Source organism: Enterobacter cloacae complex sp. 277I4 (assembly GCF_050031465.1).
Lineage (GTDB): Bacteria > Pseudomonadota > Gammaproteobacteria > Enterobacterales > Enterobacteriaceae > Enterobacter > Enterobacter cloacae.
This window is the reverse complement of record NZ_JBLGWC010000001.1, coordinates 483,581-501,405: the sequence shown is the minus strand read 5'-3', so window position 1 is coordinate 501,405 and position 17,825 is coordinate 483,581. Positions and strand designations below refer to the sequence as shown.

The 17,825-nt window shown below is 52.2% G+C and carries 18 protein-coding genes; 9 read left to right on the top strand and 9 right to left on the bottom strand.

Annotated features, from left to right (window positions below):
• The first annotated feature begins 21 nt into the window (after positions 1 to 21).
• Positions 22 to 663, top strand: coding sequence for a peptide-methionine (S)-S-oxide reductase MsrA (gene msrA, locus ACQG19_RS02405; protein ID WP_246932106.1), 642 nt, complete (start codon positions 22 to 24; stop codon positions 661 to 663).
• Here msrA and ACQG19_RS02400 read toward each other — a convergent pair whose 3' ends face one another.
• Positions 664 to 1,722 carry a LacI family DNA-binding transcriptional regulator gene (locus tag ACQG19_RS02400; RefSeq protein WP_029882373.1) on the bottom strand — a complete coding sequence of 353 codons (1,059 nt, stop codon included), beginning with the start codon at positions 1,720 to 1,722 and terminating at the stop codon, positions 664 to 666.
• A gap of 192 nt (positions 1,723 to 1,914) precedes the next feature.
• Between ACQG19_RS02400 and ACQG19_RS02395 the strand changes: the two genes are divergently transcribed.
• The 5 genes from ACQG19_RS02395 to ACQG19_RS02375 all read left to right on the top strand — a co-directional run bounded on the left by ACQG19_RS02395 (position 1,915) and on the right by ACQG19_RS02375 (position 7,993).
• A complete protein-coding gene (locus ACQG19_RS02395) occupies positions 1,915 to 3,066 on the top strand; it encodes a Gfo/Idh/MocA family protein (protein WP_058684042.1) in 1,152 nt (383 codons plus the stop codon).
• Between the two features lie 16 nt (positions 3,067 to 3,082).
• Complete coding sequence (locus tag ACQG19_RS02390; RefSeq protein ID WP_020684407.1) at positions 3,083 to 4,267, top strand: Gfo/Idh/MocA family protein; 1,185 nt, start codon at positions 3,083 to 3,085, stop codon at positions 4,265 to 4,267.
• Positions 4,264 to 5,331 carry a Gfo/Idh/MocA family protein gene (locus ACQG19_RS02385; protein WP_102751782.1) on the top strand — a complete coding sequence of 356 codons (1,068 nt, stop codon included), beginning with the start codon at positions 4,264 to 4,266 and terminating at the stop codon, positions 5,329 to 5,331. The genes ACQG19_RS02390 and ACQG19_RS02385 overlap by 4 nt, the downstream gene beginning before the upstream one ends.
• 12 nt (positions 5,332 to 5,343) lie before the next feature.
• Positions 5,344 to 6,363, top strand: coding sequence for a Gfo/Idh/MocA family protein (locus tag ACQG19_RS02380; protein ID WP_102751783.1), 1,020 nt, complete (start codon positions 5,344 to 5,346; stop codon positions 6,361 to 6,363).
• Positions 6,364 to 6,445: 82 nt separating this feature from the next.
• Positions 6,446 to 7,993, top strand: coding sequence for an MFS transporter (locus ACQG19_RS02375; RefSeq protein WP_222169096.1), 1,548 nt, complete (start codon positions 6,446 to 6,448; stop codon positions 7,991 to 7,993).
• Positions 7,994 to 8,085: 92 nt separating this feature from the next.
• Here ACQG19_RS02375 and ACQG19_RS02370 read toward each other — a convergent pair whose 3' ends face one another.
• Positions 8,086 to 8,580 carry a YrhA family protein gene (locus ACQG19_RS02370; RefSeq protein WP_369700805.1) on the bottom strand — a complete coding sequence of 165 codons (495 nt, stop codon included), beginning with the start codon at positions 8,578 to 8,580 and terminating at the stop codon, positions 8,086 to 8,088.
• 16 nt (positions 8,581 to 8,596) lie between these two features.
• On the bottom strand, positions 8,597 to 9,469 hold the full coding sequence (locus ACQG19_RS02365) for an HNH endonuclease signature motif containing protein (RefSeq protein WP_080397695.1): 873 nt from the start codon (positions 9,467 to 9,469) through the stop codon (positions 8,597 to 8,599).
• A gap of 521 nt (positions 9,470 to 9,990) precedes the next feature.
• On the opposite strand from ACQG19_RS02365, the gene ACQG19_RS02360 reads away from it, so the two are divergent.
• A complete protein-coding gene (locus ACQG19_RS02360) occupies positions 9,991 to 11,328 on the top strand; it encodes a hemolysin family protein (RefSeq protein WP_013095324.1) in 1,338 nt (445 codons plus the stop codon).
• 76 nt (positions 11,329 to 11,404) lie between these two features.
• Here the strand turns inward: ACQG19_RS02360 and ACQG19_RS02355 are convergent, their stop codons facing one another.
• The 4 genes from ACQG19_RS02355 to ACQG19_RS02340 all read right to left on the bottom strand — a co-directional run bounded on the left by ACQG19_RS02355 (position 11,405) and on the right by ACQG19_RS02340 (position 13,163).
• A complete protein-coding gene (locus tag ACQG19_RS02355) occupies positions 11,405 to 11,812 on the bottom strand; it encodes a hypothetical protein (protein ID WP_246932108.1) in 408 nt (135 codons plus the stop codon).
• Positions 11,790 to 12,206: a polymorphic toxin type 44 domain-containing protein gene (locus tag ACQG19_RS02350; protein ID WP_071885244.1), complete on the bottom strand. Its 417-nt coding sequence runs from the start codon at positions 12,204 to 12,206 to the stop codon at positions 11,790 to 11,792. Before ACQG19_RS02350 ends, ACQG19_RS02355 begins: the two co-directional genes overlap by 23 nt.
• A 1-nt stretch (position 12,207) precedes the next feature.
• Positions 12,208 to 12,693 (bottom strand): Hcp family type VI secretion system effector, encoded by a 486-nt coding sequence (locus ACQG19_RS02345; RefSeq protein WP_038418543.1) that lies wholly within the window; start codon positions 12,691 to 12,693, stop codon positions 12,208 to 12,210.
• A 263-nt stretch (positions 12,694 to 12,956) separates the two neighbouring features.
• Positions 12,957 to 13,163, bottom strand: coding sequence for a DUF1107 domain-containing protein (locus ACQG19_RS02340; RefSeq protein ID WP_008501430.1), 207 nt, complete (start codon positions 13,161 to 13,163; stop codon positions 12,957 to 12,959).
• 324 nt (positions 13,164 to 13,487) lie between these two features.
• Here ACQG19_RS02340 and ACQG19_RS02335 point away from each other — a divergent pair, with 324 nt between their 5' ends.
• Positions 13,488 to 14,045 carry a YtfJ family protein gene (locus ACQG19_RS02335; RefSeq protein ID WP_013095323.1) on the top strand — a complete coding sequence of 186 codons (558 nt, stop codon included), beginning with the start codon at positions 13,488 to 13,490 and terminating at the stop codon, positions 14,043 to 14,045.
• On the opposite strand, the gene cysQ is transcribed toward ACQG19_RS02335, so the two are convergent.
• Positions 14,039 to 14,779 carry a 3'(2'),5'-bisphosphate nucleotidase CysQ gene (cysQ, locus tag ACQG19_RS02330; protein WP_013095322.1) on the bottom strand — a complete coding sequence of 247 codons (741 nt, stop codon included), beginning with the start codon at positions 14,777 to 14,779 and terminating at the stop codon, positions 14,039 to 14,041. The two genes, ACQG19_RS02335 and cysQ, sit on opposite strands and share 7 nt — an antisense overlap.
• Positions 14,780 to 14,969: 190 nt before the next feature.
• On the opposite strand from cysQ, the gene ACQG19_RS02325 reads away from it, so the two are divergent.
• Positions 14,970 to 16,913, top strand: a complete 1,944-nt coding sequence (locus tag ACQG19_RS02325; RefSeq protein ID WP_013095321.1) for a bifunctional 2',3'-cyclic-nucleotide 2'-phosphodiesterase/3'-nucleotidase — start codon at positions 14,970 to 14,972, stop codon at positions 16,911 to 16,913.
• 530 nt (positions 16,914 to 17,443) lie between these two features.
• On the opposite strand, the gene ACQG19_RS02320 is transcribed toward ACQG19_RS02325, so the two are convergent.
• Positions 17,444 to 17,824: a winged helix-turn-helix transcriptional regulator gene (locus ACQG19_RS02320; RefSeq protein WP_028027891.1), complete on the bottom strand. Its 381-nt coding sequence runs from the start codon at positions 17,822 to 17,824 to the stop codon at positions 17,444 to 17,446.
• Position 17,825: the final 1 nt, after the last annotated feature.

Genomic DNA, 17,825 nt, shown 5'->3' with positions numbered 1-17,825 from the left:
CGCACCCCGGGAGGCCCCATCGTGAGTTTATTCGACAAAAAGCATCTGGTTTCACAAGCAGATGCATTACCGGGACGCAACACCCCTATGCCAGTCGCAACCTTACACGCCGTGAATGGCCATTCCATGACCAACGTACCTGAAGGCATGGAAATCGCCCTGTTTGCCATGGGCTGCTTCTGGGGCGTGGAACGCCTCTACTGGCAGTTGCCTGGCGTCTACAGCACCGCGGCGGGCTACACGGGCGGATATACGCCAAACCCCACCTACCGCGAAGTCTGCTCCGGCGAGACCGGCCATGCTGAAGCCGTACGCGTGGTATACGACCCGTCCGTCATCAGCTATGAACAGCTGCTACAGGTGTTCTGGGAAAACCACGACCCGGCGCAGGGTATGCGTCAGGGTAATGACCATGGCACCCAGTATCGTTCGGCGATTTATCCGCTCACGCCTGAGCAGGAAGCCGCCGCACTCGCCAGTAAGGAGCGTTTCCAGCAGGCCATGCGCGACGCAGGTGATACGCGCGATGTGACAACGGAAATCACCACCGCGAAACCGTTCTACTATGCCGAGGACGACCACCAGCAGTATCTGCACAAAAATCCGTACGGCTACTGCGGAATTGGTGGCATCGGCGTGTGCCTGCCGCCGCAGCTTGCCTGATTACTGATCCAGCGCCACGCGAGCCGCGTGGCGCGTGGCATTACTGACTGAGCCGTAATCCATGACTTTGCCCTGCAACAGCAGGTTATAGACCGGCGCCTGAGGTCGGTTGAGCCGCGTTTGCAGCAGGTGTACGGCCTCAATCCCCAGCTCACGGCAGGGCACCGTGACGCCTGTGATCGGTTTTTCCAGACGGTGCGCTAAATTCCATGCAAAATCGGTCGTAATGAGCGAAATGTCTTCCGGAATGCGCAGCCCGTGGCGCGTTAACGCCCTGATCACTCCCTCCGTCATGCTGGTACTGTTCGGGAAAATCACCTCTGGCCACTGCGATCTGTCATGACTTAACAGCCATGCATCCAGCGCCCGCTCGGCCTCCTCTGCCGTAAACCACTCCGTCACCAGCAAATCACGCTGGGGATCAAAGGCCACGTGAAAATGGCGGTACGCCTCTTTAATGCCGTCCAGACGCGCATACAGCGTCTCTCGCCGCAGGCAGGTGAGCGTGAGCACACGGCGGTGCCCCTGCTCAAAAAGGTACTGCATGGCGGTGAAACCAATCGCCCGGTGATCGGGTGATACGGCGTCCAGCACCCGATCACGATCAACGGAGTTAATCAATACGCAGGGCTTATTCAGCGTGCTCGCCAGTTTAAAGATGGTGGAATCATCAGTCCCAATAATTATTATTGCGTTGATATTCTTATGGCTGGCCTTTTCCATAAACAATTTCACGTCGGCGTGCTGCTCTTCTAATCCGCAGCAACTGACCCACACGTTATGCGGGGCGCACGCTTCAGCAATGCCTTTGGTCACTTCCAGATAAAAAATGTCTCCACGCCCCTGAAAGGTTCTTTCCGGGGCAAAGACAGCGATACCGTTAATTAACAGCCTTCCGCTTGCCATTGCCTCCAGAACACCTAATTCGCGCGCGGTGCGAACGATCGCGTCACGGGCTTTATCGCTGGCATAAGACTTGCCGCTTAATACCCGCGAAACCGTGCTGACGGAATACCCCGTCAGGGTCGCAATCTCCTCCATTTTTAACCTGCCCGGCATAGTGTGACCTCGCTCTCAATCAGTTTTTGCAAATATTTGCAGAAACAGCGCTTTGATTTTAAAACCAAATTTCAGAGACCCTGGAGATTACTTAAACAGCTTGCGAGTATTCTCACAAAAACACATTGTCGCTGCGGCTCCCCTTTCCTATTTTCCGGTCATCCCTCATTTCAACTGAAATTAAGGTGTGACATGGAGAAGGTACGTTTTGGCATTATCGGAATAGGTAATATCGGTACGGTCCACGCGCGTTATTTACTGGCGGGTACGGTCAGTGACGCATGCCTGGCGGCGGTTTGTGATAATGCACCGGAAAAGCATCCGGCCATTCGCCAGCTGGTCGGCTCCCTCCCCCTTTTCAGCGATGCGCAGGAGATGCTCCAGAGCGGGCTTATCGACGCGGTGATTGTCGCAACGCCACACTACGAGCATCCGCGTTTGTCGATGCTGGCAATGCGCCACGGCATCCACACGCTCTGCGAAAAACCGGCAGGCGTATATACGGCGCAGGTGCAGGAGATGAACGCCTGTGCCCGGACCTGCGATGTGGTGTTCGGCATCATGTACAACCAGCGCCCGAATCCGCTCTACCAGAAGGTGAAAGATCTGATCGACAGCGCCGAGCTGGGTGAGATCCGCCGCTCCAACTGGATCATTACCAACTGGTATCGCTCGCAGAGCTACTACAACTCCGGCGGCTGGCGCGCCACCTGGAAAGGAGAAGGCGGCGGCGTACTGCTCAATCAGGACCCGCATCAGCTCGATCTCTGGCAGTGGCTGGTTGGTATGCCGATCCGTCTGCGCGCGTTTTGCCAGTTTGGTAAGCATCGCGACATTGAAGTGGAAGATGAGGTCACCGCCTACGCCGAGTACGCCAACGGTGCGACGGGCGTATTTATCACGACCGTGGCTGAAACGCCGGGGACCAACCGGCTGGAGATCGTCGGCGATCGCGGCAAGGTGGTCGTCGAAGAAGGGAAACTGCGCTACTGGCGGCTGCGGGAATCTGAAACCGCCTTCAACGCCCGCTGGCAAAACGGCTTTGGTGAACCGGAATGCTGGGAGGTCACGCTTCCCGTCGGCCCGGAATGCAGCGAACACCACGTCATTACCGCCAATTTCTGCGGCGCCATCCTGCGCGGCGAGCCGCTCATTGCCCCGGGGCTGGAAGGGATCCACGGGTTAACGCTCTCCAACGCCATGCACCTCTCCACCTGGACCGACGACTGGGTCGACCTCCCGCTCAACGAGAAACAGTATCTGCGCTTGCTTCAACAGCGTATCAGCACCTCAGTGGCTAAAGAGACCGCCAGCGTCACGCTGGATGCCTCCGGCACCTGGTAACTCAGGAGAAGAAACGATGTTAAATGTCGCTATCGTGGGAACAGGAAATATCTCGCATAACCATATTCAGGGTTATTTGCAGTTTGGCCAACGCTGCCGGATCGTCGCGCTGGTCGATATCTACCCGGAAAAAGCCCACGAGAAAAAAGCACGCTACAACCTGACGGACGCACGCGTGTATGAAAGCCACGAGCAGATGCTGGCGTCAGAGCCAGATATCGATATCGTCGACGTCTGCACGCCGCCCTACGTTCATGCAGAGATAAGCATTAATGCCCTCAATGCGGGTTGCCATGTGCTGTGCGAAAAACCGATGGCCGCCTCGCTGGAGGAGTGCGACGCCATGATCGCCGCGCAACAGGCCAGCGGTAAATTGCTCGCCATCATCGCTCAAAACCGCTTTACCGATGCCTTCTGGCGTTTAAAAGCGGCGCTGGATTCGGGCCTTGCTGGCAAGGTGTGCCATGCCCAGGTGGACTCGTTCTGGTGGCGCGGACATTGCTACTACGACCTGTGGTGGCGCGGCACCTGGGAAAAAGAGGGCGGCGGCTGCACCCTTAACCACGCGGTTCACCACATCGACGCCATTCAGTGGATGCTGGGCTTCCCGTCTGAAGTGGTGGCCATGATGACCAACGTGGCGCACGACAACGCTGAAGTCGAAGATCTCAGCGCGGCAATATTTAAATACCCCAGCGGCGCACTCACTCAGCTAACCGCCTCGGTCGTGCACCACGGCGAAGATCAGAAAATCATTATCCAGGGTGAAAAGGCGCGCATCTCCGCACCGTGGCAGGCCTTTGCCAGCGTCAGCGCTGATAACGGCTTCCCCCAGGAGGATCGGGACCGGCAACGGGAAGCGCAGCTTAACGCCGTTTTTCACGAGACGCCGAAGCTCGAATGGACGCTGCACACCGGGCAGATTAACGACCTGCTGTATGCCATTGAGCACGGCACGGCGCCGTTAGTGGATGGCCTGCAGGGCAAACGCTCCCTGGAGCTGATAACCGCGATCTATAAATCCGCCATCACCCGCTGCGTGGTTTCGCTGCCGATTCAACGCGACGATCCGTTTTACCGTACCGGCGGGACCAACGCCCTCGCCCCCCGTTTTTATGAAAAATCCGCAAGCGTCGCCAACTTCAGCGAAGTCGGTGCGATTCCCCTGGGCAAAGATCTGGATGAAGGAGTAACACCATGAACAAAAATGACGGCATGAACTACGCGCCAGTGGGTAAACCTCAGCCCGTTGTCAGGGAAGGAGAGTTTGTCTTTGCCGCTGCCGCGCTCGACCACGGCCATATCTACGGCATGAGTAACGGCCTGATTGAAGCGGGCGCCACGCTGAAATGGGTCTACGACCCCGATCCGGCAAAAGTGGATAAATTCATTCAGCAGTATCCGCAGGCCAGGGTTGCAGACTCCCTGGATGTCATACTCGCCGACGATGAGGTGCGTCTGGTAGCTGGCGCCGCCATTCCCGCCGAGCGCTGCGCGCTGGGGCTAAAAGCGATGGCCGCAGGCAAAGATTACTTCACCGATAAAGCCCCCCTTACCACCCTTGAACAACTGGCAGATGCCAAAGCCATGGTGGAAAAAACGGGCCGGAAATACGCCGTGTATTACAGCGAACGCCTGCATGTTGAGAGCGCGGTCTTTGCCGGACAGCTGGTGCAGCAAGGGGCCATTGGCCGCGTCGTACAAACGCTGGGAACGGGCCCGCACCGGGAAGGGACCGGCCGCCCGGACTGGTTCTACGATCGGCGCTATTTCGGCGGCATTCTGTGCGATATTGGCAGCCATCAGATTGAGCAGTTCCTGTTTTACACCGGCAACAGCGACGCCACCGTGGTGGCAAGCCAGGTACGGAACGTTAAACACCCCCAGTACCCCGCCTTCGAAGATTTTGGCGATGCCATGCTGAAAGGGGAAAACGGCGCCAGCGGCTATTTCCGCTGCGACTGGTTTACCCCTGACGGGCTCTCGACCTGGGGCGATGGCCGCCTGACGCTGCTGGGCACCGAAGGCTATATCGAGATCCGCAAATATGTCGATCTCACCCGTGGTGAACAGGACGTAGTGTATCTCGTCAATAACGAGGGGGAGTTCCGTTATCCGGTCGCCGGCCAGGTCGGATTCCCGTTCTTTGGCGAACTGATCCTCGACTGTTTGCATCGTACTGAACATGCCATGACCCAGGCTCACGCCTTTAAGGCGGCGGAGCTCTGCGTGAGGGCACAGATGCTGGCCAACGCAACAGCATAACGGGAGGCGACAATGAAGCTCCTGAACACGGCGGTGATCGGCGCCGGAGCGATTCACGGCTGCCACGTGAATGCGCTGCGCCAGCTCCCCAACGTTGCGCTGCGTGCGCTGGCAGATATCGACAGCGTCAAAGGGCTGAAGCTGGCACTGGGCTATCAGTGCCGCTTCTATCAGGATTACCGGGAGATGCTGATGGATGATGCCATCGATGTGGTCCATATCTGCACTCCGCACTTTGAGCATAAAAGCATGATTCTGGCGGCCCTCGCCGCCGGAAAGCATGTGTTCTGCGAAAAACCGGTGGGCATGAACAGCAGCGAACTGGTGGATATCACCCGCGCCGCTGACCAGGCTACGGGTCTGCTCGGCGTGTGTTATCAGAACCGGCTCAACCCCACCAGCCTGCGCATTCGCCAGGCGCTGGACGAAGGCGAGCTGGGAAAAATGCTCAGCATCAAAGCGGTGCTGACGTGGTCACGCTCGGGCGCGTACTACACCCAAAGTCCGTGGCGTGGGCGACTGGCTACGGAAGGGGGTAGCCTGCTGATCAACCAGGCCATTCATACCCTCGACCTGATGCAGTGGTTCGCCGGCGGCGTGACGCGTGTGAAAGGCGTGGTGGATAGCGGTGAACTGGCGGACGTGACGGAAGGTGAAGACAGCGCGATGGCCACGCTGCACTTTGCTAACGGCGCGCGCGGCCTGTTTTACGCCAGCAACTGCAATACCACTGATTCCCCGCTTCTGATGGAGATCCACTGCGAGCAGGGCTCGCTGCTGCTCAACGACAACACGCTCTGGCGCGTGACGCCGGGTGAGCGCGTCAGGCTCACCTGCGACGACTCCCCGGACGGTTCGGTCAAAAGCTACTGGGGGCTGGGCCACCAGCAGGCGATCCGTCGTTTTTATCAAGCTATCACCCACCCCGGTTACACGGATTACACCGATATCCGTGAAGCCGGGAAATCACTCACCCTTGTGGAGGCTATTTATCGATCATCTCAATTAAGGCAATGGATAGAAATCAATTAATAGAACGTAATTTGTATTCCAGCAGTAAATAAAAAACGACCCGACAGATCGGGTTAATCATTACCCTACACTGGATATTATTATGGTCAAACCAACTGAACGTAGAGTGGGTTATGGCGTGGCGCTCGGCTACGGTATAACCGATCTGTTTGGCGGAGGCGCTTTCGCCATTATCGGCACCTGGCTTTTATTTTTTTACACCACCTATTGCGGGCTCTCTGTCGTCGAAGCGGGTTCGATATTTGCTATTGCTCGCGTCATTGATGCGTTATTAAGCCCAATTATGGGTTATATTACTGATAATTTCGGTGATACCTGGCTCGGGCGTAAATTTGGCCGTCGCCGCTTCTTTTTATTACTCAGTTCGCCCTTAATGTTTCTGTATGCCCTGCTGTGGCTTACGGACATGGGTTACTGGTATTACCTGGGCACTTACCTCTCTATTGAGCTATTGTCAGCGATGGTTCTGGTGCCCTGGGAAACCCTGGCCGCTGAGATGACTAACCGGTATGAAGAGCGTAGCCGTCTCTCCGGCGTGCGCATGATCTGCTCTCAGCTCGGCGGCTTTCTTGCGGTTTCCGTTCCCGGCGTCATTATGCAGTTCACGGGGAAAGATAATCCGTTTACCTATACTCTTACCGGGCTGATATTCTCCTGCGTATTCTGTATTGCGGTATTTATTACCTGGTATACCACCTGGGAAGCGAAAGATATGCAACAGCCATCCACGTTTAAAGTGGATAAACAGCGCAGCAGCGGATTAATTAATCACCTGAAATATCTGGTGCTGGATCTCTTTTCCTCTTTCCGTATTCGCGCGTTCCGCCTGCATATTATTATTTATATCTTTTCATTTACGGCGATGGACGTATTCGGTTCGGTCTTTACCTATTATGTCGTGTATTGTCTGAGCCAGGACGCGGCAGCCGTCTCCGGCTGGCTGAGCATTGCGGCTTTCGCCTCGGTACCTGGCACATATGGATTTATGCTGTTGCTGAACAGGCTGAATGTCTCACCTTCTGCCGCTTTGCGCCTCTCTTACGGCGGGATCTTCTTCGTGCTGGTGTTCCTGTTTACGGTCTACCTGACCAAAACCCAGGTGCCCACGCTGCTGTTCACGGCGGTCTTTATCCTGCTGGGCGCCACCCGAGCAGGCCTCTATTACATACCGTGGAATATCTACAGCTTCATTCCTGATATTGACGAGATGGTGACGCAGCAGCGCCGCGAAGGGATTTTTGCCGGGGTAATGGTCCTGACCCGCAAAAGCACCGTGGCGATCGCCATCATGATTATTGGCCTGGTCCTGCAGGAGTCCGGCTTTGTGAAGGGAGGCGGCGCACAGCCTGAAAGCGCGCTGGGGGCGATTATAGGCCTGATGATCTTCGCGACGGCAGCCCTGCTGGCGGTGAGCTTCTTCACTACCTATAAGTTCAAGCTCACCCGCGAGACGCATAAGCTGCTTCTCAAGGAGATTGCCCGCCGTAAGCTGGGCGGTGATTACCGCGACTGCGATGCCAATACCCGTGTGGTGATAAAACAGCTCACAGGCTATGAGTACGATCAGGTGTGGGGAGGCGATGCTACCCGTCGTGCAGTGAACAACGTCGGGTTATCGGCCGCAAAATAGCGCGTCTCGCCGGGCCGGTTCCCCGCCAGCCCGGCCTCTTACTAGCTGTAATGTTAGACCTATAAGTGGATTTAGATTCACTGAAATAATTTTTATTTTACAGAGTCAACTATTTCACTTAAAAAGTCATTGAAATTATCAAAGGAACCATATATCGACTCTGTAGAGGCATTGTCACGAATTTCAAATAAATTCATTTTTGTATCATAAGTAAACAATGACATTCCATCCTCCCCAATAACCAATCGTTCTTGTAATTCGGGATCTAAATAATCATTATTACGATAAAACTCATTCATAATGAACAAATTTTTAACTATTGGTTCTGGAATTGATAAACTAAACATTGTCAGCCCATTATACTCAAATCCATCCATTGTTTTGATGAATGTAGTATAATCAGGTTGATTAGCTAAAAGAAGACACGTTTCATTTCCAATTTGATCCAGTATTGGTGATGCAGTATTTCTATGTCCTTTTGTTAGACTATCAAGAAATGATGTGTTAATAGGTTGCTGTACTGGGTATTCTAAATCGGTCATCATCTTTCTTAATTCTATTAGTAGATCTGTTACATTTGATTTCATTTTCATACCCATCAAATTATTTAAGCGGATAAATCGAACCAGTAGGCATAACCCATGGAGTTACTTTGCTCTCTCCCGGTAGCATACCTCTTGTCGATGTTCTCTGCATATTTGTTAACACCTTATGAAACGGTTCTTTTTCAATCAATGATAAGTTATCAAAGGCATTTGTGCCACCATCATCCAATGGTAGTTTATGATGAACTTCCCAGCCATCTGGTACTGTACCCTTACTCATTTTGAACAAATCTGAAGGTTCGAAGACGTTAGCTGCATCTGAAGAACTGGATAATTGATTAAGAAATTTCTTCCTCACTGTGTTATTAAATTCTTTCCTCAGTAACATAGTTTCAGAAGGATCACGTTTTATATAATTTATTTCTTTCACTTCTATATTGTTTAATAGTTTTGTCTCTCCTCTTACTTTACCTAAGTAGTTATACACTTCTCCAAAAGACTCGCTATTAGGTCGTTTCGCTAACAGAATTGAAGCCGCCGCAATAGCAGTACCCGCCGTTTGTTCATTCAGAACCTGATCATACCCCTTAACAGCATCTCCACCTAACTGCTCAGCTGTTTTCCTGAATCCCTCAACGTTACCATTGTAAACACCGCCAGCCGCCAGTAGACGTCCTGCAGCCTTGCTGTTAATTGTCTGGTATGTCGGCTCAGAAGCGGGTGCTGATATTCCGCCTGAGAAAGATAAAGCAAACGAAGTTGGGCGGGGCTTTCCTGAACGGTAGTACCTGCATCCGACAGAATTCCTGTATTCTCTCAGGATCCGTTCAGCCCCGTTCATTTCAAACACATGGTAATTCCTGCAGATAAGCTGGCCTTCTTCATCAATATAGAAAAGTTCTCCAGGGGAACCGTAACGGTTTAACGTCACAACTTCACCTCTGAAGACAAGGTATCTCAGCCGCCTTTCTGTGTTGAATCCATTTGAATGATTGTTTTGATAAGCGTAGCTACGCGAACAGGTTGGTCGTGGCCTGAGCCCTTCGACATGAAAATGATCACGATACCTGTCATCGAATTCATACTCCTGTCTGATGTAATCCCACGTGACAGAAGGGCGAGTAATCAACTCATACTTCTCTGGTTCAAGGTTATCCCTGGACAGGTAAAACAAGTTAAATCCCGGTAAGCTAAAACTCATACCAACTCCTTTTGGTAACGATCTGCACATTTTATAACCACAACATATTGAAAACAAACGATTGTTGTGACCTGCTCCCCGCGGATTTCCCATTAGTACACAAAAATGTGACCTCTGGCAGGTTTACATCTCTTTACGCTATACTACCCGCTGAAATAATCAGCTCAACGCTACGAGCTGACGTTCAATGTGTTTCCACACAAATGGTATCAACTTCCCTTCCGAGGATCTGGCGAGAAGCCGGATAAACTATGTTAAACAGTATTTTAGTAATACTTTGTCTGATAGCCGTCAGCGCATTTTTCTCGATATCCGAGATCTCGCTGGCCGCGTCCCGTAAAATCAAACTTAAGCTGCTTGCCGACGAAGGCAATATCAATGCTTCCCGTATCCTGAAGATGCAGGAAAATCCTGGAACGTTCTTCACCGTGGTACAAATTGGCCTGAACGCGGTCGCTATTCTCGGCGGTATCGTGGGGGATGCAGCATTTTCTCCGGCCTTTTACAGCCTGTTCGTGCAGTACATGTCCGCCGAACTTGCCGAGCAGATGAGCTTTATTCTCTCCTTCTCGCTGGTCACCGGGATGTTCATCCTGTTCGCTGACCTGACCCCGAAACGCATCGGTATGATTGCGCCAGAAGCTGTGGCTTTGCGTATCATCAACCCGATGCGCTTCTGCCTGTTCGTGTTCCGTCCGCTGGTGTGGTTCTTCAACGGCCTGGCGAACGTCATCTTCCGCATCTTTAAACTGCCGATGGTGCGTAAAGATGACATCACCTCCGACGACATCTACGCCGTGGTAGAAGCCGGTGCGCTGGCCGGGGTGCTGCGTAAGCAAGAGCATGAGCTGATCGAAAATGTGTTCGAGCTGGAATCCCGTACCGTGCCCTCTTCCATGACGGGCCGTGAAAGCGTGATTTGGTTCGATCTGCATGAAGATGAGCAGAGCCTGAAGAATAAAGTCGCGGAGCACCCGCACTCTAAATTCCTGGTCTGTAATGAAGATATCGACCACATCATCGGCTATGTGGACTCCAAAGATCTGCTGAACCGCGTGCTGGCGAACCAAAGCCTGGCGCTTAACAGCGGCGTGCAGATCCGCAATACCCTGATTGTACCGGACACGTTGACGCTCTCTGAAGCGCTGGAAAGTTTCAAAACCGCCGGTGAAGACTTCGCCGTTATCATGAACGAATACGCGCTGGTGGTGGGCATCATTACCCTCAACGACGTCATGACCACGCTGATGGGTGACCTGGTCGGCCAGGGTCTGGAAGAGCAGATTGTGGCGCGTGATGAGAACTCATGGCTGATTGACGGCGCAACGCCAATCGACGACGTGATGCGCGTGCTGGATATCGACGAGTTCCCGCAGTCAGGCAACTACGAGACCATCGGCGGCTTTATGATGTTTATGCTGCGTAAAATCCCGAAGCGCACCGACTCGGTGAAGTTCTCCGGCTACAAGTTTGAAGTGGTGGATATTGATAATTACCGCATCGACCAGCTGCTGGTGACGCGTATTGATAACAAACCGACCGTGCTGGTGCCGAAACTGCCGGATGCGGAAGAGAAGGTGTCGGCGTGATAACTAAAGGGCAGTGATTAACTGCCCTTTCTTTTTTCATTCATATGCAGTACGTATCCTACATTGATAAAAAAATTTAGAACGGTGATGAATCCATATATATAAAACTATAGCCGGCAACGTTATTAAATTTAAAGATGTCACCACTAACCATAAGATGGATAGAATTATCTACAATTTTTACATACACATCTGAGGCGGTAGTCACCAGGAAAGGTTCATAGCCACTTCTTAGATCATTAAAAAAATCCGCATCCGATTTTTTCGCAGAGTATAGGTAATATTGGTATACATATGGAGTGGTTGCTCCAGCATTACTTTCAGTAATAATTAAAGTTGACAACTCACCAACTTTCTCTCGGCGTATAATATCTTGTTCAAGGTAAAGAAATTCATCAACTACACGCCATATGCCACACCCTAACAAAATAATCACGACGATTATATATAGCCACTTCTTTTTAAAAACCAGAGCGTTGAGCATAGTCTATTCCTGCTCTAATCCATGTCTGATCGGTTGGATCATCCCCATGTGAATCCGGCCCTTGATAATTTTTAAAACTAGGGTCGCTGGTCCCTGCAAGAATTTGAGCAAGTCCGGCTGCCCGCAATAATATCTCGGGTTCAATTCCGGCGGCAATGCCTACCGCTCCGAAATGAAAATTTCCAAAATTTTCGTATTGCCTACCTAATATGTTTTTATAATCCCAAGGGCCATGCCCTTTTACTTGCTTATAAAACCATAAGTAGGTCAGCGCTGACGGGCCATGATGGAACCGCGCAATCATCATGTTGTTTGATAATGAAACGCCAGGTGGAGAAAATGAAGAAATATCATAAGGAGGTTGAGGCTTAACAGCGATTGCTGGACGTCTCATGTTATGCCCTTTCGTTCCAGCTATCGGAAAAGAGCAAATTCCCATCACAGTGTTTCCATGTTATTTTTTCATATCGCATCTCAACACATTCAAGGTGATTATGTTTCTCTTTCGAAGCATCTTTCGTATCATGCATGACAGGAGAAACTCCGACAATTTTTACGTTTTCAAGAAACATGTTGTTATACTCAACTTCCTGACCCGCATCGTTAATACGATACCATTTAAACTCTGCGCTTATTAACGTTTGGCCGGTACAAACCGCCTTGAACAGATAGGGAGATGAACAATCAAATTCTTTCATAAAGAGGATACTTGAGTGCTTCCTTGTTCCGGTAATTTTTCCTGTCAATGGATCTGTTGGAATAGATACATTATGTGAAAACCCATTGATCTCTATACTTGACTCTCTATCTTGTACGTCAACAGCACCTTTTATTAACGCACCACCATCATCCTTCAGCCATAAATAAGCAGGAATAGCCATCCTTAAAACTCCTTTTCGTTAATGAGATGAGCATTCTTTATTCGTTATTCAATAAGGCCAATAGAGAATCAATTTTTTATTGTTTTATATCAAAACGAGAGCACTGAAAGAGAGTTTAAGAATAACTACACAAACTCATACTTCCTCTGGAAAGTGGCAACCAGAAATTCACCGATACAACAGAGTCAGAGTTATACTTCTCCCCACAAACATCAACGGCTCCCATCGGGAGCCGTTTTTTTAACTACTGCATAGCACGTAGGTTAAGCCATCTCAGTTTGCAGACGCATAACCTGACGGTTGACTTCGGACATCACAGACAAGTGCTGTTTGTCCTTCACTTTTGGGACAAGGATCTTGCCCTTATCAAACTCAAAAGCGCCAACATCCTTGATATACAACCGTCCACGGAACAGGATCTTCACGTACTTCGCCACCTGAAGCGGGTTGTAGCGTTGGAAAATTTTCATTCTTGTATCTCCTGCGAATCATACGCTCTTGCGGCGCCACAATCGGCCCGACTGTTCTGAGCGCAAATTTTGTTGCCCAATGACTATAGACCAGAACTACGTAGTTACCCAGTGTGCATAAGTTTATTTACCGTTTGATTACAATTATTCAGAATAATCTTTTCAAACTGTGACTACAGGCAGTATAAGCCGTCGTTTTTTTATGGATATGTGCGTTCGCCCGCAAACTGGCATCGGGATTGCGGGAAAAGCCCATTGATCGCACTTATGATTAAAAGCGTAAGACCAAGTGGTCGGATCACCTGCATACAATAAGGAAACACCATGACCCTACGTAACATTCTTGCAGCCGCATGCCTGCTCCTGCCCCTGTGGGCGAGTGCCCACAACATTGAAAAAGGACAACGCGTACCGCCAGTCGGCATTGCTGACCGGGGAGAATTGATTCTCGACAATGATAAGTTTAGCTACAAACCGTGGAATAGCGCGCAGCTCGCGGGCAAAGTGAGAGTTGTACAACATATTGCCGGTCGTACATCTGCAAAAGAGAAAAACGCAAACCTGGTGGAAGCGATCAAGGCCGCAAAATTCCCGCATGACCGCTATCAGACCACCACCATTGTGAATACCGACGATGCCATCCCTGGCTCCGGGATGTTTGTACGCTCAAGCCTTGAGAGCAACAAAAAGCTCTACCCGTGGTCGCAGTTTATTGTCGACAGCAACGGCGTGACGCGCAAAGCCTGGCAGCTTGAGGAAGAGAGTTCCGCGATTATCGTGCTGGATAAAAACGGCCAGGTGCAGTGGGTAAAAGACGGGGCGTTAACCCAGGAAGAGGTGCAGCAGGTGGTTGATCTGCTGCACAAGCTGCTGGCTCAGTAAAGAGAGACCCGGAAGCCTGGATTGAGGAATGATTCGCGCGGGGTGTAGTCCAGCGGCTTGCCCTGCCAGTCATGAACATGCGCACCCGCGGCCGCGGCTACCGCGTGGCCGGCTGCCGTGTCCCAGATGTTCGTCGGCCCGAAACGGGGATAGAGCTGCGCCTGCCCCTCCGCCACCAGACAGAATTTCAGCGAGGAGCCAATCGAGGTCGTCTGATGTTCACCCAACTGTTGCAGGTACTCTTCCAACTCGCTGTCGCTGTGCGAGCGGCTGATGACCACCAGCGGAGGGCGCGCATCGCGCACCTGGATCGGCTTGCGGACACCACACTCTTCCTTCCAGGCCTTGCCTTCTGCGGCGCTGTACATCACTTTCATCACCGGCGCGTAAACCACCCCAAGCACCGCCTTGCCCTTGTCGATCAGAGCGATATTCACGGTGAATTCACCGTTACGCTTGATAAACTCTTTGGTGCCGTCCAGAGGATCGACCAGCCAGTAACGCTGCCAGTGCTGACGCTCATCCCAGCTCTGCGGCGCTTCTTCGGAAAGCACGGGGATCTCTGGCGTGAGTGCCTGTAGCCCTTTCATGATCACGCCATGCGCCGCGATATCCGCCGCCGTGACCGGGGAATCATCCGCCTTGCTGACAACGTTCATCGGTTGTGCGCCGTCATACACCTGCATGATGGCATCGCCCGCATCCCGTGCGAGCTGACAAATTTTATCTAACATTCTCCACCTCTTCGTTAACGCAGTGGGTATAACTCTTTGTTTTATTTATATCGTAATGTGAACAATTCCGCTATCTGTGAAGCAATTCCGGTTTCATCGCCCTTTTTTCTGGCAGGATTCACACTTCTGTAAGCAACAAACGATAGATACATATTCTTTTGTGGCCTGGATCGAAAAAAGGACTCCTCTGATGATTAAGTTTAGCGCAACGCTCCTGGCGACGCTGATTGCAGCGAGCGTACAGGCGGCGACGGTCGATCTCCGTATTCTGGAAACCACCGACCTGCACAGCAATATGATGGACTTCGATTACTACAAAGATACCCCTACGGAAAAATTCGGACTGGTACGCACGGCAAGTTTGATCAATGCCGCCCGCAATGAAGTGAAAAATAGCGTGCTGGTCGACAACGGTGATTTGATTCAGGGGAGTCCGCTGGGTGACTACATGGCGGCAAAGGGGCTGAAAAAAGGCGAGATCCACCCGGTGTATAAAGCGATGAACACCCTGGATTATATCGTCGGCAACCTCGGTAACCACGAATTCAACTATGGTCTTAAATACCTGCACGATGCGCTGGCAGGCGCAAAATTCCCGTACGTTAACGCCAATATCATCGACGTTAAGACCAAAAAGCCGCTTTTCACCCCTTATCTGATTAAAGAGACCGAGGTTGTTGATCAGGACGGTAAAAAGCAGACGCTGAAAATTGGCTACATCGGCTTTGTACCGCCCCAGATCATGACCTGGGATAAAGCCAATCTCACCGGCAAAGTCACCGTTAACGACATCACCGAAACGGCGCGTAAATATGTACCGGAGATGCGTGAAAAAGGGGCGGATGTTGTGGTCGTTGTCGCCCACTCGGGCCTCTCTGCCGATCCGTACCAGGTGATGGCGGAAAACTCCGTTTACTACCTGAGCGAAGTGCCGGGCGTGGACGCGATCCTCTTCGGCCACGCTCATGCGGTCTTCCCGGGTAAGGATTTTGCCAGCATCAAAGGGGCAGACATCGACAAGGGAACGCTCAACGGCGTGCCGGCGGTAATGCCCGGCATGTGGGGCGATCATCTTGGCGTGGTGGATCTGGTACTCAATAACGACAGCGGCAGCTGGAAGGTGACCGGATCCAAAGCCGAAGCGCGCCCCATTTACGATGCTGCCGCCAAAAAATCACTGGCGGCTGAAGACCAAAAACTCCTCGACGTGCTCAAGCATGACCACGACGCCACCCGCGAATTCGTTAGCAAGCCGATCGGCAAATCCGCCGACAACATGTACAGCTATCTGGCGCTGATACAGGATGACCCAACCGTTCAGGTGGTCAACATGGCGCAGAAAGCCTATGCCGAACATTTTGTTCAGGGCGATCCGGACTTAGCCAACCTGCCAGTGCTTTCCGCCGCCGCACCGTTCAAAGTGGGCGGACGTAAAAATGACCCGGCCAGCTATGTTGAAGTGGAAAAAGGCCATCTGACGTTCCGTAACGCCGCCGATCTCTATCTCTACCCGAACACGCTGGTCGTGGTTAAAGCAACGGGTAAAGAGGTGAAAGAGTGGCTGGAATGCTCCGCCGGGCAGTTTAACCAGATCGATCCGAAGAGCAGCAAGCCGCAGTCGTTGATTAACTGGGACGGGTTCCGCACCTATAACTTCGACGTTATCGACGGGGTGGATTATCAGATTGATGTCACCCAGCCGGCGAAATATGACGGTGAGTGCCAGGCGATTAACCCGCAGGCAGAGCGCATCAAAAACCTGACCTTCAAGGGCAAGCCTGTCGATCCGGCGGCCACCTTCCTGGTGGTGACCAATAACTATCGCGCGTATGGCGGCAAATTTGCCGGCACCGGCGATAGCCACATTGCCTTTGCTTCTCCGGATGAGAACCGCTCAGTGCTGGCCGCCTGGATCAGCGCAGAGTCGAAAAAGGCGGGAGAAATTCATCCGGCGGTCGATAACAACTGGCGTCTGGCCCCGATCCACAGCGATACCCCACTGGATATTCGCATTGAAACGTCTCCGTCGGATAAGGCTGCGGCGTTTATTAAGGAGAAGGCGCAGTATCCTATGAAGAAGGTTGCGACGGATGATATCGGGTTCGCCATTTATCAGGTGGATTTAAGTAAGTAAAAGCAAAACGGCAACGCACGTTGCCGTTTTTAGTGTTTATTCCCTCTCCCTGTGGGCTGAGGGATCCCCAGTAATTTTTTACCGAAAGCGATGAATGTTGCTTCAGGAAAATGAATGACTTATAGCGACGCCCTGGTCCGGCTGTAAATCGCTGAGGCGTTTCCTGCAGGCCGGGGCGAGGCGCATGGATGCGCCGAGAGGGCGGCTTTACAGGGACGTTACATCCGCCCGTCCCCGATAAGCCGGAAGGAATAAGCCGAAGGCACCGCGAAGCGGCGATTTACCGCCGGGAGCCCGGGTCGCCAGGGTGGTGGCGACTGAGCCGCCCTGGCACGTTCACAAGTCATGCCGTTACAGAGTAGCAAGGAACATAAAGTGAACGGAATGACCTCTACAGCCATATGTTCCCCCTCACCCCAACCCTCTCCCTCAAGGGAGAGGGGGTCCTCCGTGCAGGCATTATTTTGTGGGGAACCCAGCCCTGTGGGAGAGGGTTAGAGTGAGGGTATCAGACCGCACATTCCCGGCTATTACGCTGCCCGCTCATCCCGGTTCGCCATTACTTTTGGCGTATTCACCTCTATCCAGTCCGCCAGCGCGGCCACTTTCTCGCTCACCTCTACGCCAAGCGGCGTCAGGCTATACTCAACATGCGGCGGTACAACAGGATACGAAACGCGATCGACAAAACCGTCATGCTCCAGTGCCTGCAGCGACTGGGCCAGCATCTTCTCGCTCACGCCGCCCATTTTACGGCGCAGATCGCTGAAGCGGTGCGTTCCCTCACGTAGCGCCACCAGGATCAGAACCCCCCAGCGGCTGGTGACATGTTTGAGCACCTCTCTGGACGGGCACTGCTCCGCGAAGAGGTTACCATCGCGCATTTGTTCGCTGAGTGTCGGTATCGTCATT